Origin of the sequence: Janthinobacterium sp. SUN176 (assembly GCF_030587335.1) — a bacterium.
GTDB classification, from domain to species: Bacteria; Pseudomonadota; Gammaproteobacteria; order Burkholderiales; family Burkholderiaceae_D; genus Janthinobacterium; species Janthinobacterium kumbetense.
Genome location: NZ_JAPWIA010000001.1, coordinates 1,137,004 through 1,152,998, shown reverse-complemented (window position 1 = coordinate 1,152,998; position 15,995 = coordinate 1,137,004). Strand labels below are relative to the sequence as shown.

Genomic DNA, 15,995 nt, shown 5'->3' with positions numbered 1-15,995 from the left:
GCGCCTATCCTTGGCGCAAGCGCAGGCCGCGCCGGGTCGTGCCGACGCCCCCCTGCGCCGCGTAACCCGTGTGGCGCGCGCAATGGTCGAGCGCCTGGCGCAAGGCCGTATCGACGTTGCGCAGCGACATGTCATGCCGTTCGGCCACTTCCTGGCGGGTCAGCTCATCCACGCGCAGCGCTTCGAGCACTTGCCGGTGGCGCCGCGGCAGCAAGTCGACGGCCTGCGCCAGGCGCCGCACGTCCGCCTGCAGCTCGGCCAGGCGTTCCGGCCCGGCCGCCGTATCGGCCAGGAAATCGACCAGGCCGGCGGCGCCATCGTCACCGCCCTCGTCCGCATACAGCCAGGCGCGGTTGCGGCGCAGGCTGTCCATGGCCGCATTGCACGCCACGCGGAAGACATAGGCGACGGGGCTGTGCGCCAGCGCCGCGCCGTCGCCGGCCGCCAGCGCGCCCAGCCGCAGCCAGGCGTCGTGCAGGCTGTCGCTGGCCAGCTCGGCGCAGCCCAGGTGGCGCGCCAGGCGCCGGTGCAGTCCCGCGTAATTGCCTTCCAGCACAGCCTGCAGCCGGGCGCCCTGCGCCGGCGCCGGCATCGGCAGGGGCGCCACGTCGTTGGCCGCCTGCAGGCGGGGCCGGATGGCGGGCCGGCACCAGGCCATGCCGGCATGCCCCGCCGCGCGCAGGGGCAAGACCGCAGCCACATTCGCCATGCCGGCCATCATGGCGACAACCTGCTGCGCTCTTGCGCCGTCAGCTGGCGCGTGGCCGATTCCGGCAAGGTGCCCAGGCCCAGCACGCGCACGGCGCTGCGCGGGTTGTAGTCGGCCGCCTCGATGCGCGCGCCCTCCTGCGGCGCCGCTTGCGCGCTGTCGGGCGGTGCTTCGCTGCCAAAGCCCAGCACGCGCACCGTGAACACGGATGGCTGCGCGGAACGGGTGGCGGCGCGCTCGCGCTGCACCACGTCCTGCGCCGCCGCCGTGGCCTGGGAAGCGGCCGCGCTGGCGTTCGTCATGGCCGCCACGTTGACGGACGCCGCCGTCGGCATGCCCTTCGCTTCGCCCTTGACCTGGATGTTGGCCGCATTCATCACTTTCAGCGCGGCCAGGTTGACGTTGCCCGAGACGCGGATGCCCGCCTCGCCCGCGTCGATGGTGCCCAGCGGGGCCAGCAAGTCCACGTCGCCGGCCGGCACTTCCGCGATCGGCGCCAGGGTGGCGATGCCGGCGCCCGTGCTCGGCACGTCGGACGACAGGGTCACGTTGCCCCAGTTGTCATATACGCGCTTGGGCGGCGTGTAGACGATGGTCGACTTCGAGCCGCGCCCCGCGTTGATGTCGCCTTCCGACGACCAGCCGAGGATATCGCCGCCAAACGTCGTCATGATGCGGCTCTGGCCCAGCAGGATGCTGCCGTGCGAAAACAGCTCGATATTGCCGCCGCCCTTGGTGATGATGCCCGAGGTCGCCGGCGGCGCCTCGCCTTCGATGCCGAACACCTGCCTGCCGCCCGGCGTCAGCAGCTGGATGTCGCCGCCGAAGTTCGTGTTCACGTAGCCGCTGCGGGGGTAGTAATCCCAGCGCTGCTCGCCGTCATTGCGCACCGCGTACAGGCCGCGGTACATGACGATGTCGCCCGCATAGGCAAGCGCCTTGCCGTTGGCGTCCGTGGCCGGCGCCAGGGCCGCGATGGCGTTGCGGCTACGCAGGAAACTGCCATAGCGCGAGCTGTCCCAGTCGTTGTATTCGCGCCCGCCCGCCTTCAGTTCCGCGAAATACACATTGCGGGCGAACACGCGCTGCTGCGGCTCGGGCAAGGCCAGGTAAAAGGCCAGAACCTCGGCGGCCGTGCCCTTGAAGGCATAGCGTTCGCCCAGCCACACCGCCAGTTCGCTGTCGTACGCTTTCACGACCTTGCCCGCCTGGTCGGCCAGCGGCACGCCCTTCTGCGCCACGTTCGCCGGGTCGAGATACGGCTTGACGAAGCGCAGGTAGTCGAGACCGGCCGCGCCCACGCCCGCCTGCATGGCGATGCCGGCGCCCGGACGCTTGTCGCCCGCCACCACGGGACCGAGGCTGACGACGCTGCCCTTGTCCTGCATCAATATGTTGCGCCCGGCGCTGATGTCCAGCGTGCCGGGACCGGCCACGTTGAAGGAACTGTTCAGGATGTCGCGCCCGGCCGACACCACCGATACGTCAAATGCATTATTGTGCACGAACAGGTTGCTGTAATTGCGGAACATCATGTCGCCGTCGCCCCTGGCACCCACGGCTTCCAGCTGGGCCGTGCCGCTGCTGACGATATCGCGGCCTGCCTTCATCCACACCGGCTGCGCCCCCTCGTACCAGGTGACGCCCGCCCGCGGGGCATCGTCAAACGCGACCATGCGGCCGCTGTTCACGCCCATCAGGTCGCCCGTGACGGCATAGATGCGCGCCGCCTGCGTGCCGCTGTTGGCCGGGCCGGCGGCGGAATCGGGGCCGAAGGCGAACAGGGGATAGTTCACTGTCGACGATGGCACGCCCGTGCTCGCGAGATTGTCGGCCAAGGGCGTCAGGCTGCCAGGCCTGAGGTTCCACGCCGCGAAGGCGGGCTTGAACGGCGTCGCCATGCTGTCGGCGGCAGCGCCGGACTGGCTGATGGCATAGCCGCCCGCATAGATGGAGTCGCCGGCCAGCCATTGCAGCTGGGCGTTGGGCGACGGCGCCAGCAGCAAAGGCGCGGCATACAGCGATGCGGAGCTCCAGTCCGTGATGGCCTTGCCATAGTACAGGCTGCCATGCGGCGCCGCGACCCGCACGATGGACGGGTAGACGATGGCCAGGTCGGTGGCCGTGTCGATGCCCGCCGTCAGCGGCGTCATGTTGCCGCCGGCGGAGAGCAGGTCGAGCGCCGTGCGCGGCGTCCACAGGCTGAACCAGCTGTAGCCGGCGCCCTGCTCGCCCGACGCGCTGGTATACGACGAGGTATTGAGCTGCAGTGCGCGGCCGGGATCGGCCACTTCCTGCAGCACCTGGTCGCCCAGGGTTGCCACGCTGAAGGTGGCGTCGCCCGGTACCAGGGTCATGCCGCCCCGTGGCGTCGCGCGCGTGGCGCGGAAGGCGTCGAAGGCGCGCGTTTCCAGCGGCACGTGGTCGGTCCCCCAGGTGCCGTACTGCAGCGCAACGGTGCCCAGCTGGCCCGCCGCCACGTCGGCATGGCCGCGCAGGTCGGCCAGCGCGCCATTCAAGTGTCCGTCACCGGGCTTGCTGGCGGGATTGAGGGCGCCGCCCACGCGCAGGTCCAGGTCGCCGCCGCCCGTCAGTTGCAGGCTGCCATCGGCCAGCACGCGGCCGGTGCTCCCTACGGCCAGCAGCAAGCCTTGCGAGCGCACATTGATGTTGCTGTCGTAGATAGCGCCGACCTGCCGCGCCAGCATGCCGGCGTCGCCCGCCACGTCGGCGCGCACATTGCCGCCGCCCAGGGTGCCGAAGCCCGTAAAGCCCAGCACGGTGTCGGCCAGGCCGCTGCGGGCAGCATAGGTGCCGAAATTGATCCACCACGCCGTCGGCTGGGCCGGGCCGCCCGTGGCCACGCCACCGCTGCCCTGGCGCCACAGCCAGTTGCCTACCGCCACCGAACCGCCCAGGCCATCCTTGTTGACGGGACGCCCGTTGCTGGCCGCCGCCGCGCCCACCAGCGAACCGCTCAGGTCGCCAGCCACCTGCAGCAGCAGATTGCCGCCCTGGTCCGGATACCAGGCGCGGTAGAGGCTGTCGCTGCCGCCGTCGACGAGGCGCTCATGCGCGCCGTCGGGGTTGGACAGCACCGTGCCGTCCAGCCCCCGCGCGCGCGGCAGGTTGTACGGGTCGCCGGCCGCCGTCGCCACCGACGACGTGCCGGCCGTGTACACGCCATACAGGCTGTCCATGCGCAAGTTGCCGCCGCTGACCAGGTCCAGGTCGCCCGTGCCCGTGCGCAGCACGCTGTAGCGCAGGCTGGACGCCTTGTAGTCGAACGTGGGCTGCGACGTGCCGCACCAGGTGGGATTCTCCTCGCACATGCTGGGCCAGCCCAGGCCGTCGAGGTCGACCACGTCGCCCGCCTTCACGCTGGGGTCAGCGAACTCTTCCGCGCCCGCCCTGGTCCACACGTATGCCACCTTCAGCACGCACAGGCTCGGGTCGTTGGCGCAAAATACCTCGACAGTCTGGCCGAACTGGCTGGTGAACTCCTCGGTGATGGGCTCGCCCGCCACGATGCCGGGAATGCCTTCGCGCTCGCCCAGCTCCTGCGCTTCCTTGGTCCAGTACTGCACGCCCTTCGGCGGTATCAACACGCCATACATGCCGTAATGGCTGTCGGCCAGGCGCAGGGTGCCGTGCGCGGGATGCGCCTGCACGGCGCGCGTGTCGGCCCCGTCCAGGTCGGCGCCGGCTACCAGGCGCATGCCCCACGCCTGCGAGCCGTCGGCCAGCATGGGCGCGATGGCCCACAACCGGCCTTGGCGGCCCGCCACTTCCGGGCGCAGTTCGATGGCGTCCACGCCCGGCAGCAGCTTGACGTTCGTGCCATTCGGGATCAGCGCGCCGACGGGCAGCACCACCTTGCCGCTGAGGGTGACCACATTGAGCTCGCCCAGCAAGCCGGGCAAGGCGACGCCTTTCGGCCAGGTCATGGCGCGCACCTTGATCAGCTGCCCAATCACGCTGCCCGCGTCGAGGCGCGTGCCGGATGGCAAGGTTTGTGCCGTGGCCAGCAAGGTGCCCGCAGCGTGGAGGACCTTGCCGGTGCTGTCGCGCACGGCGGCCGCCAGCACCGTGCCGGCCGGCAAGGTGAGCACCTGGTTCAGGACCACGTCCACGGGCAGGCGCGTGTTGGCGCGGACATTGAAGGCCTTGACGGGCACGTCGTAATTGAGCGTGACGCCGCCCGGGAAGATGGTGCCGTCGGCCAGGGTCACGCCCTTGCCCGGCACAATGACGTCGCTGCCGTTGAAGTCGCGCCCCGGCAGCAGTTTCCAGCCGCTGTCGTCCTGGGTGGCAGGCGGCGGCGCGAAGCCGTCATTGATACTGCCGTAGATGCTCAAATCGCCGCCGGCGCGCAGCAGCAGGCTGCCCACCTCGCCCGAACCGCGCACGGTCGTGCGCTGGAAGCGGGGATTGAGGCTGGCGTAGCGCATGCCCGACAAATCCAGGTCGCCCTGCACCACCAGGTCGCCGTCCGCCGTCTTGCTGACGATATCGACGCCGGGACGCAAGTGCAGCGCATCGGCATACGCGGCCGTGGTCAAGCCGGCCAGCTTGCCGTTGCGCAAGGCCGTATTCGCCAGCGCCGCATCGATGAAAGCCGTGCTGTCCCCGTGCTTGCTGTCAAGATACACCTGGTTGATCACCTGGTAGGGACGGCCGCTGGCCGCCAAGTCGGGCACGGGCTGTCCATCGGCGCCCGGCACAGTGGCGTAGGCCGCGTCGTCGTAGCGCTGCATGGCGTTGACGGCGATGGATTTCGCGCCGCGGATGGTCAAGCCGCCGCCGGCGGCGATGGCGATGTCGCCAAAGGTGGCGGCGTCCGCATCCGTGCGCGCGCCGTCGCTGCCCAGGCGCGGCGCGCTCAATTCCACCGTGCCGCGCGCGGCGCCGTCGTATTCGCCCTTGCCCTTGCCCGCCACGGCGGCCGTGCCGTGGCGCACGTCGATCTGCGCGCCGCCGGCCAGGTTCAAGGCGCCTTCGCCCGCATTCAGTTCCACCGTGGCCCGGTTCGGGCTGTCGATGATCTTGCCATAGCTGTCGACGCGCAGGACGGTGCCATGCGCGTCGAGCACGGCGTTGCCGGCCAAGGTGACGCCATGCTTGCCGGCCAGGCGGATGCTGCCCACGCGCTCGCCGCTGGCGTCGATCACGCCAGCGACGGTGAGACGGCCATTGTCGACGGCCACCTGCACTTCGCCCGCCTTGACCTCATTGCCGATCGTCAAGTCGCCCCGTTTCAGCTGGAAGCTGCGCGCGCCCGTCACGCCGCCGTCCGTCAGGCGCTGGTTCAGCGAGGCGAACTGGCTGTCCAGGGTGCCGCCGGCGCCCAGGGTCTGCGCGCGCACGTCCACGCTGCCCTGCTTGTAGGGCACCACGGTGCCGCCCGCGTCGTAGCTGCCGCTGGCGCCGCCCAGGATCTTACCCTGCAAGTCCACCATGCCGGCCCCGCCGTCGAGGGCCACGGCCTTCAGGCTGCCGGCGCGGTTATGCTCGGCCGACAGGTCGATCACGCTGCCCGCCCCCTGGCGGATGTCGCCGGCGCGGCTGTCCAGGATGACGTCGCCGCCCCAGCTGTATTTATCCACGTCAAAGAAGGTGCTCTTGCGGCCCGCCATGTCGATGCGCGCCGCGTCGGCCACGGTGATGTCGTGCTGCGCGTTGATGGTGAGCTTGCCGCTTGGCAGCACCACGGCCGTCGCCACGCTGACGCTGTCGCCGTTCAAGGCCAGCTGGGCGCCCAGCGCGTCATGGTTCTTGACGGGCGCGGCGGGAGCCACGCCGGCCGGCGCCGCCACCGTCAGGGCGCCGCCCGCCGTGTAGCTGTGCGCGGAACCGGCGTCGCCCGTCAGCAGCGGCGTGCTGATGTGCAGGTTGCCGCCGCTGTACTGGAAGCCCTTGCCCGTCTCATATGCGCCCTGCGCCTGGTAGACGGACAGGCTGCCCTTGTGGTTGGCCGTGACTTGTCCCGACGCTTTCAGGTTGACCGTGCCAAAACCGAGCGCCAGGCGGTCGAACGAGGCGACACCGGCCGGCTGGGTGAACGGGCCGAAGCCGAAATCGATGCGTTCCGCTTCCAGGTTCAGGGTGCCGCTGCCCGTGCCGGCGCCGTGCGCGATCACGTTGCCGGCCGCCGACACGGCGCCGCCCCAGATCAGGTTGGCCGTGCGGATGGTGGCCGCCGTGCCGGCCCCGCCCTGGCCATACATGGCCGGCGTGGTCAGCACCAGGCGTTCCAGGTTCGATTTGCCGCTCGCCTTGTCGTAGGTGTCGAGCACCACGTCGCCATAGAAATTAACGCTGTCGGCCGCGCTCAGCATCAGCGCCTGCAGGGCGGGCGCGCCCGTGCTGGTATCGCCGCGCAGCAGGCGGTCCAGCACGCCCTGGTTCAGGGTCAGGCCGGAGGGACGCGTGCCGCTGGCCTGGGCTGCCGCCAGCGCCTCGTTCGAGCCGATATTGATGGCGCCCACGGCCAGGCTCAGGTTGCGCGTGCCGTAGCGGGCCGTGTCGTGCAGCTGGAAGCTGCCGCTGGTCGACAGCAGCAGGGTGCCTTCCGAGTACAGGCTGGCCGTGTCCGTGCACGCCAGCGCGCACATGCCGATGCGGATCCCGCCGCGCGCCGTGCCGCCCACGGGCGCCACGTTGAGCAAGCCGTTCGACGCTGCCAGCATGTGGATGTCCGCCTTGCTCTTGTAGATGAAGCCGTCGTTGGCGTCGTAGGCTGCCTTGCCCTTGCCCAAGGTGCTGATGCCGGCGCCGGCGGCGATATCGATCACGCCGATGCCCAGCTCGGTATTGCTGGGGTCCTGGGCGATCAGGAATACTTCAGGGGCGGACAGCACGGCGCCCGCGCGCAGGTAGATGGCGCGCGCAAAATTATTGCCAAAATTCACATAATTGCCGCCCTGGCCAAATTCCGTGATCGGCGAGCTGCCCACCACGATGCGCGCCGCGCCGATATTGTTCAGGCTTGAAGCGCGCACGCTGACCTGCCCGGCGCCGCTGGTGCCCGGCGCGCCGTCGCCAAGGATCTCGATGTCGCCAGCGGAAGGAATGCTCGACATCAGCACCACGGTGCCGCCGTAGCCCCCCTCGGCGGCGGCGAACTTGCCCGTGCCGCGGAACTGGAGCGTGTCCGCCCCGCCGCCGGGCGCCATGGTCAGCTTGAGCGTTTTCGCATCGGACGGCAGCAGCGCGCGGGGAATGCCCCGCGTTTGCGCGTCGGCCAGCGCGAAGGCGGCATAGCCCGTTTCGTTGTACTGCGAATACGTGCGCAAGACCTTGGCCGGCGTGAGTATCAGCTGGCTGGCCAGCGGCGCGCGGATGTCCGTGCCCGCGATCGACAGGGTGCCGGGCGCGGCCCAGGAACCGTTGCGCAGCGGCTGCGCCACGCTGCCGGCGCCGCCCTGGCCCGCCAGGCCGTTCAGTTCCACGCGGAAAGCGCCCGGCAGCAAGGCATAGGTGGACGGCATCAGCGTGTAGGTGCCGGCCGCCAGGCCCGGCACGCCGCTGCCTATCGTCACCTGCCGGCCCACGGCCGGGTCGGACGCCGCCTTTTCGCCGCCCGCGGGCGCTTGCGGCGCCTGCACGCCCGGCACGATGGCGTACACGGGGTTGGTGGCCAGGCCCGGCAGCACAAAGCCGCCGTTCGCTCCCACCTGCGCCAGCGGATGGTAGCGCGCATCGGTGGAACCGCCGCGGCCGGCGATGAAGCCGGCGCCCGTCAGTTCGCCGCCGCCGGACAGGTCGAGCAGCGCGCCCGGCTGCACATCCACGGCCACGCCCGCCATTTCCACGCCGATGTGCAAGCTGCCTTGCGAATTGACGCCGCCCACGCCGATGAAGGTGGCCGCCTTGCCATCCACGTTCCAGTTCTGCCCGTCGACGGTGCCGCCATACGGCATGACCATGCCGGCGCCGCTGACGGAGGTGATGCTATTGGCCAGCAGATTGACCGTCAGGCTCTTGTCATTGTCATAGCGGGCCACGCCGATCTCCAGGCGGCCCAGCGGCGCGCGCACGACGCCGCCCTGCTCGATATGCGCGGCCGCCAGCTCCAGCGAGCCGAAGGCGGAAGACGGCATGGCCGGCACGTCCGCCGTGCTGCGGCCGATGGTCAGGCTGTGCGCCGGATCGTAGCCGAACTTGCCGCCAACGGAACCATAGCCCACGCGCACGGCGGCGCCGGCGCCCGTGGCCGGATACAGCTGGGCCACATTGAGGGTCATGTCGCCGGGCGAGGACAATACCGTCGACGGCTGGTTGCCGTCCCAGCCCAAGGGCGACAGCAGGAAGCGCAGGTCGCCGCGGCTGCTCAGGCGCACGTCGTCAGCCAGCATGTTCACCATGCCGCGCACGTCGATCAGGTCGCCCGCAATACTGATCTGGCTGGCAACCGGCGACGCCCCCGCGCTGCCTGGCGTCGTATAGAAATCGCGGCCAGCCGGCTTGATGCTGGCCAGGCGCACATACGGCGCCGCGATGCTGATGCGCGCGCCGGGCTGGCTGCCGGGCGTGAGCACGGGCGCGCCGTACAGCTGGAAGCTTTGCTGCAGCCGCAGCGCCACGTCGCCGTCGAAGGAGGCGGCGCCCAGCAGCGCCAGGTTGGCGAAACCGCCCGCCTCCACCTGCTCCACGGAAAAACGGCCGTGGCCATACTGCAGCGTTGCCGCGGCGTCCTGCGCGCTCACGTGCGCGGCCAGGTCGCTGGCGCCCTGGCGCTGCGTCATGGCCAGCTGGCGGCCCTGCAGCACCTTGGGCGTGGCCAGCACTTTCAGGTACTCGGGCGTGCCCGTGGCCACGGACAGGGTGCCGCCCGCCGCGCCCGCGCCGCCGGCCCTGGCCCGCAGCTGGCCATCAAGGTACAAGCCATTGTTCGACGCCAGCGCGATGCTGCCGCCCGCGCTGGCCACGTCGATGGCGTCGCCATTGACGTGGAGCACGGCGTGCGCGCCGGACGCGTCGAGCACGGCGCCGTCGCGCACGACGACAAACAGGCTGGCCGCCGAAGTGCTGCCCTGTGCATGGTCGATTTCGCCGCCGACGACGATGCTGCCGCCATCGACCACCTTGCCGTAGCGCCGGCCCTGCGCATCCGTGGCGCTGACGGCGCGCGCGGCCACGTCCAGCACGGCATGCTCGCCGATCCAGATGGAACGGCCATGGCCGGCCGCTTCCACCGCTTCGGAAACCGTCCGATCGACGCCCACGCCGCCCAGGCTGATCTTGCCGCCCCACGCATTCAGCCGGCCTTCCACCGTCAGCTGGCCCACGCTGGACAGCTTGATGGACTGGCCCGCGTCGACGCTCACCACGGCATTCTTGCCCACCAGCAATTCGGCGATGGCCATGTCGGCCGCGCCGGACTGGATATCGCCCACCTGCAGGGCCAGGCTGGCGCCCTTGCGCTGCGTCAAGGTGCCCTTCAGCGGATTTTCCGTGACCTGTTCCGGCATCCACAGGGCCAGTTTTTCATTGTCCACCACGCGCAGCACGGGCATGCGCACGTCCACCTGGGTGCCGTCCGCTACCGTGACGCCTTGCTTGCCGACCAGGCTGTAGCTGGAAAAACCCTTGTCAAAGAAGCCGCCGTCCAGCTGCAGGGCGCCTGCCTCGGGTTTTTCAATGTGGCCGATCATGATCTTGTTGGCCTGTAACTCCAGCTTGCCGCCGCCCGCCACGCCGTGGCCGCGCACTTGCGCACCCTTGCCCAGCACCAGGTCGGCCTTCGGTCCGTAGCTGGCCAGGGTCACGTTGCCGCCCTTGCCGCCCTGCTGTTTCGCCTGCGCCAGGATGGCCGCGCCGGAACTGACGTCGACCAGGCTGCCATTGCCGATGCGCACGTCGCCATACGTTCGCAACGATACGCTGCCGCCGTTCATATAAGGCAGGCCGGCGGCGGCCAGCGGATCGCGCAGCACGTTACTGAGCAGGCCGCTGGTATCGAGGCTGACGCCGTCGGCCAGCACCAGCGTGCCCGGGGGCACGCCCGGATTGACGAAGGTATCGAGCATGCCCAGTGAACCGATCTGGTTCAGCACGTTGCCGGCCGCGATGCTGCCGCCACGGCTGCGCAGGCTGGCATTGATGGCCACGTCCTTGCCGAACAGGGTGATAGTGCCGCCATCGGCCACCTGCAGCGCGCTGTCGACGGTGATCGCGCCTTTCGCGGCGATGCGCAGGGCGCCCAATTGCTGATTATTCAGCAAGGTGGTGTCGAGCAGCAGCTTGCCCTCGCGCTCAGTGGACAGCACGCCTGTCACGTCGAGGCCGGCGGCGATGCCGTCCTGCACGCGCGTCAGGCGCACCTCGTCCATGACGGCGGACAGCGCATGCTGCAGCACGCCCGTGCGCTTGTCGAACATCGGCACGTACTGGCCCACGACCAGCTGGCCCCGCTGCGCGGCCGCCAGCTGCGACTGCTGGTAGCCGTCGAGCAGCGCTTGCGGCGCCTGCGCCTGGCGCTCGCCCTGGAAGACGTCGCCCGCAATGCCCCCTTCCAGCACGGCCGACCCCGTCGCCACCACCAGCTTGCCCGCGTCGCGGCCCACCGTGTAGCCGTTTTCCAGGCGCTTCTGTGCGGCGATCAATGGATTGGCGTAAAAAGCGCTGGCATCCTTGCCCCAGCGCACATGCTCTTCCTCGTAACCCTTGTACACGCCCGCATACGGCAAGTCGGCGGGCGCGCTGCCTGCCTCATACAGTTTGCCGTCCGCGCCTTTCAGCCAGGTCTGGCGCAGCGCGCCCGTCTGCACGTCCAGGGTGCCGCCCGACAGGTTGATGCTGGAGCCAAGCTGCGTGACGACATCCTTGCCGCCGAAGCTGACCGTGCCGCCCTGCGCCATCCATTCGCTGACGGAGTGGCCCTGCGTGCCCAGGTAACCGGCCACTTCCAGCAAGCCGCCCGCCGTATACCAGCGGTCGCTGTCGTAGCCGTTCGTGCCTTTTGGCACGAACACCAGCTTGCGGCGGTCCACCCAGATATTGTTATTGATCAAAGCCTTGCCGTCGCGGTTGACGGGCGCATCGCGCTGCTCGTTGCCCTGCACGTTGATCTCGACATTGTTCGCTTCCATCGCCATCTTCACACCCACGGCGCCGGAAACGTCGAGCTGGGCGCCGTCGCGCAGCAGGCTGCGGCTGGCCGCGTTGACGGCGATCTGGCCGCCCGTGGCCAGGGTCAGGGAGTCGCCCATGAATTCCACCGTGCCGGCGCTGCCGATCTCGATGCGCGACTGGTCGCGGCGGTCGTTGACGGCGAGGATGTTTTCCGTGGACGTCACGGCCGGGCCGCGCATGGCGTCGCGCTGGCTGTCGAGCGCCGTCGTCTTGCCGTCGTCCTCGACGAGGATGGCCGTGGTGGCGCCCCGTCCCACGGTGACGGCCGCGTCGCTGCCCAGGGCGTTGAGGTGGATGGTGCCGCGCGTGGCCGTGGTGGTGGACGCCAGCAGCACGCCGTCCTGCCGCACATCGCGCCCGGCCAGGGTGACGTCGCCTTCGCGCGCCTGGATCAGGCCCGTGTTGACCACCTTGCCCGCCGTGCTGCCGGCCGCGAACTGCGGCGTGACTTCGCTGCCGCGCGTGGTCGACAGGGGGTTGCCGTCCGTGCCCACGCCTTTTTTAATGGTAAAGCTGTCGCCGGCGGCCAGCAGGGCCTGGCCTTTCGGCGTGCCGATCTCGCCCCCGTTGTGGACTTCCTTGCCCAGCAGCATCACATAGCCGCCGCCTTCCGTGCTGCCCTTGGGCGCATTGCTGGCGATGCGCGCCCCCGCCTGCACCTGCACCTTGCCGGCCGCGTCCGTGAACGTCGTGGCGCCGGCCGTGCCGGGGCTATAGATACCGTTTTTCTGGAATTGCGCATCGCTGATACGGGCCGCGGCCGCCACCAGGCTGCGCGAGTCGACCTGGCTCGCGCCGTTGAAGACGATGCCGTTGCGGTTGACGAGCAGCAGCGTGCCGTCGGCCTTGATCTGGCCCTGGATCTGGCTGGGACGGGCTTGCGGATCGTTGACCCGGTTCAGCACGGCCCAATCCTTTTGTTGCTGGAACGTCAATATCGTGTCCTTGCCGACGTTAAACGTTTCCCAGTTCAGGATGGCCTTGTCCGCCGTCTGCTGCACCACCACGGCCGTCTTGCCGTTCGCTACCGTCTGCACGGGCGCCTGGGCGTTGAGCCAGCCGGCCGTCAGGCTGTTGGTGTCGACCTGCAAGCCGCCTTTCACGAGGCCATCGGGTGCGCCGGGCACGCCGGCCGCCGCCTGGCGCGCCTGCGCCTGGGCCGCTTGCTGCGCGGCAATGGCGCGCGCGGCCAGGTTCAGGTTGTTGAGCGAGCGCTGCAACTGCTGGTTCGCCTGCTGTTGCTGGCCCTCGGGCCGGCTGCCCAGCGGCAGCGGCTGGCCATTCGGCAGGCGGCCCGAAGTGGCCGCCGTATTCTGCGCCGCGCCCTTGGCCGCGAACCAGCCGCCGCTGAACGCCTGCTGCGCGCGGGCCGGCGTGGCAAAGGCGCCCGCCATCAGCATGGTGGTCAGTGCGTAGGCGAGCGGCGTGAGCCGCAAGCGGCTGCCCAGCGTGGAGGTACGCTGCGCGTCCATGTCGACGTTCGGGACTGGGCGCTGGGCAGTGTGAAGCTTGGTCATGGCAATGGTTTCCTGGCTAGAGAGAAGGGAACGGAGCCTGGCGGTAGCGCAAGCGTCCATGCCTCCATGACGTAGCCGGATGGCGGAAGGGATAATGTTTTTTGAAAAATATTTTTAAATATTTTCAAATAAGCCTGCCAAAGGGAAACCTGGAATCAGCGGAAATCAACTGAGCAGCACGATGCCGCCCGGCAAACTGGTCATTTGCGCGCCGTACAGGTCGCGTATCATCGCCAGCGCGCCATCGGTTTGCCCGATGGAAAAACGCATGCGCACGAGGCGGCGGCCCAGCTCGGCATTGCGCAGCACCACCCGGCCCGGCCGGTAGCGGTTGATTTCATCGACGACCTCGGCCAGCGGCTTGCCGACAAACGACAGCGCGCCCGTGCGCCACGCGCTGGCCTCCTCCGCTGGCGCGGCCGTGGCCGCCTGCACGCCCCGGTCATCGTAGACCAGTTGCTGCCCCGCATCGAGGGTCTGGCGCCGCTGCTGCCAGACCACGTCCACGGCGCCCGCCAGGCAGGTGACGCAGACGGCATCATCCGTATGGCGCACGTTGAAGCGGGCCGACTGCGCCAGCAAGCGCCCCGCGCCCGCCACCACCGTGACGGGCTGGCGCGCGCCGCTGGCGAGGATTTCCGCTTCGCCGCCCAGCAGTTCGATGGCTTCCGGCGCCCGCACATCGATGCGCGTCTGCGTATTCATCTGCACCGTCATCTGCTGCGACACGGCCACCTGCCGCTGCTCGCCCGTGCCCGTGCGGTAATCGGCGCTCCATTCCTGCAGCGACGGCCAGGCGCCCAGCGGCGGGCGCAAGGCCAGCACGGCCACGCCGGCCGCCAGCGCGCCGCCCAGGAAAGCCCGGCGCCCGGGGCGCGCCGGGAACGCCAGCACGTTCGCCCGCTGCGGCGCGGCATCGGCGGCGCGGTCCAACGCGGGGGCCAGCGCCTGCCACACTTGCTGGAGTTCGCGCCAGGCGCGCGCATGCGCGGGGCTGCGCGCGCACCAGGCGCGCAAGGCGTCGGCGTCCGCCTGCGTGAAATCGTCGCCGCGCAGCCGCGCCCACCAGGCAGCGGCTTGCCGGCCGATGTCAGCGTCGCTGTCGGCGGTATGGGAAGGGTCGCGTGGATCGCGGTCAGGAGCAGTCATGAGATTCATCAATATTTACGGCGGCCCGACACATCGCTGCGCTGGGCGGCATCGGCGTCGGCCATGCACGTTTTACAGTGTTGCATGGCGGCCTGCAATTCTTTCTTCACCATCGCCACGGAAATGCCGAAGCGCTCGGCAATGTCCGCATTGAGCAAGCCATCGACCCTGGCGGCCGTCAGGATGGCGCGGCGGCGCGGCGACAGGCCCGCCAAGGCCGCGTCGAGCGCCTGCACGTCGAGGCGCGCCGAGACGATGCGCGCCGGGTCGCTGATGTCGTCGCCGGCCTCGTCGGCCATGTGCATCAGCTCTTCGCGTTCGCGCTCGGTGACGATGATGCGGTCGCGGCGGTAGGCATCGGTGGCGATATTGGCCGCCATGCGCAGCAGATAGGCGTCCGGATTGTGGACGGGCGCGGCGGCGGGACCGGGCGCCACCATCGCTTCGAGGCGCAGCCACGTTTCCTGCAGCGCATCGGCCGCATGGTGCTTGCAGCCGACCACGCGCTCCAGGCGCCCGCGCAGCACGGCGTAGCGCGAACTGAGGTGGCGTTTCAGCTTGGTGCGCAGGTCGGGCATGCTCATGGCGCGAGCCTTCCCATTGTTCCGGGGGCGCAATCGACTTCGCTGCCCGGCCCTTGCGGCAGCAGCAGGATGGAGACGGGTTGCGGCATCGACGGCTGCGGCGCCGCGCCCACGCGCATGCCCAGCACCAGGCGCGCGATGGCCGTGTCGCGCGCGCGCAAGCCCGTGCTGTCGAGCAGGTGCACGCGGTCCACCACGCCGGCGCGGTTCAGATACAGCTGCAGCGCCAGCCGGTAGCCGCCGGGACGCGTCTGCGCCGCGCGGCACAGCAAGCCCAGCAGCACGTGCTGCAGGCGGCTGACATAGGCCGCATGGTCGCCGCCGCCCTGCACGGCGCCCGGGATGTCGGCAGCGGCCACGACGGCGGCCTGCGGCAGCTCCGCCGCGGCGGCAGCCGCAGCGCCGGCCGGGGCGTACACGATGACGGCTTGCGCGTCGGACAGGCGCGATTGCAGGCCCGTGCCTTCCAGCAAGGCTTGCAGGGCCGCGCCGGCCGCATGGGCGCCGCGCACGGCGCCCGACTGGCGCTGCGCATAGCGCTGGTCCATCAGCACGGCGATGCCCGTGCGGCGGCTGTACAGGTCCAGCGCGTCGCCCAGGTTTTGCGCGGCGATATCGAACTGCAGCACGGGGCCGTCGGCGGACTGCGCCCGCGCGGGCCCCACCGCGGCCAGGAAACCCAGCAAAACCAGGTATCCTGCCAGCGCAAGCACATGGACGGATGCCGGGCTGCCTGTCATATCGCTATCGAGTCGCTATCGTGTGAGGGGGGAATTGCGTGGAAACAAGGCATTGCCAAGTAACAACTCTTGCATCAACTGCAATAGCCTACACAGAAAAAATGACGGCTTCGTGACATCGTCAGCGTGCATAAATTTCGCCATGCGGGACGTCCGGCGC

5 protein-coding genes are annotated in these 15,995 nt (G+C 69.8%); all 5 read right to left on the bottom strand.

Annotation, left to right across the window (positions count from 1 at the left end):
- Nucleotides 1-4: 4 nt before the first annotated feature.
- Entirely contained in the window at nt 5-721 is a 717-nt protein-coding gene (locus O3299_RS05220) for a sigma-70 family RNA polymerase sigma factor (RefSeq protein WP_305051716.1), read from the bottom strand.
- On the bottom strand, nt 718-13,362 hold the full coding sequence (locus tag O3299_RS05215; protein ID WP_305061663.1) for a filamentous haemagglutinin family protein: 12,645 nt from the start codon (nt 13,360-13,362) through the stop codon (nt 718-720). The genes O3299_RS05220 and O3299_RS05215 overlap by 4 nt, the downstream gene beginning before the upstream one ends.
- A gap of 165 nt (nt 13,363-13,527) precedes the next feature.
- Nucleotides 13,528-14,511 (bottom strand): DUF4880 domain-containing protein, encoded by a 984-nt coding sequence (locus O3299_RS05210; RefSeq protein ID WP_305061662.1) that lies wholly within the window; start codon nt 14,509-14,511, stop codon nt 13,528-13,530.
- A gap of 8 nt (nt 14,512-14,519) precedes the next feature.
- Complete coding sequence (locus O3299_RS05205; RefSeq protein ID WP_305061661.1) at nt 14,520-15,095, bottom strand: RNA polymerase sigma factor; 576 nt, start codon at nt 15,093-15,095, stop codon at nt 14,520-14,522.
- Entirely contained in the window at nt 15,092-15,835 is a 744-nt protein-coding gene (locus tag O3299_RS05200; protein WP_305061660.1) for a hypothetical protein, read from the bottom strand. The genes O3299_RS05205 and O3299_RS05200 overlap by 4 nt, the downstream gene beginning before the upstream one ends.
- Nucleotides 15,836-15,995: the final 160 nt, after the last annotated feature.

Coding starts and splice junctions, on each gene's coding strand:
- O3299_RS05200 (WP_305061660.1), bottom strand. CDS start 15,835: ATGACAGGCAGCCCGGCATCCGTCCATGTGCTTGCGCTGGCAGGATAC.
- O3299_RS05215 (WP_305061663.1), bottom strand. CDS start 13,362: ATGACCAAGCTTCACACTGCCCAGCGCCCAGTCCCGAACGTCGACATG.
- O3299_RS05220 (WP_305051716.1), bottom strand. CDS start 721: ATGATGGCCGGCATGGCGAATGTGGCTGCGGTCTTGCCCCTGCGCGCG.
- O3299_RS05210 (WP_305061662.1), bottom strand. CDS start 14,511: ATGACTGCTCCTGACCGCGATCCACGCGACCCTTCCCATACCGCCGAC.
- O3299_RS05205 (WP_305061661.1), bottom strand. CDS start 15,095: ATGAGCATGCCCGACCTGCGCACCAAGCTGAAACGCCACCTCAGTTCG.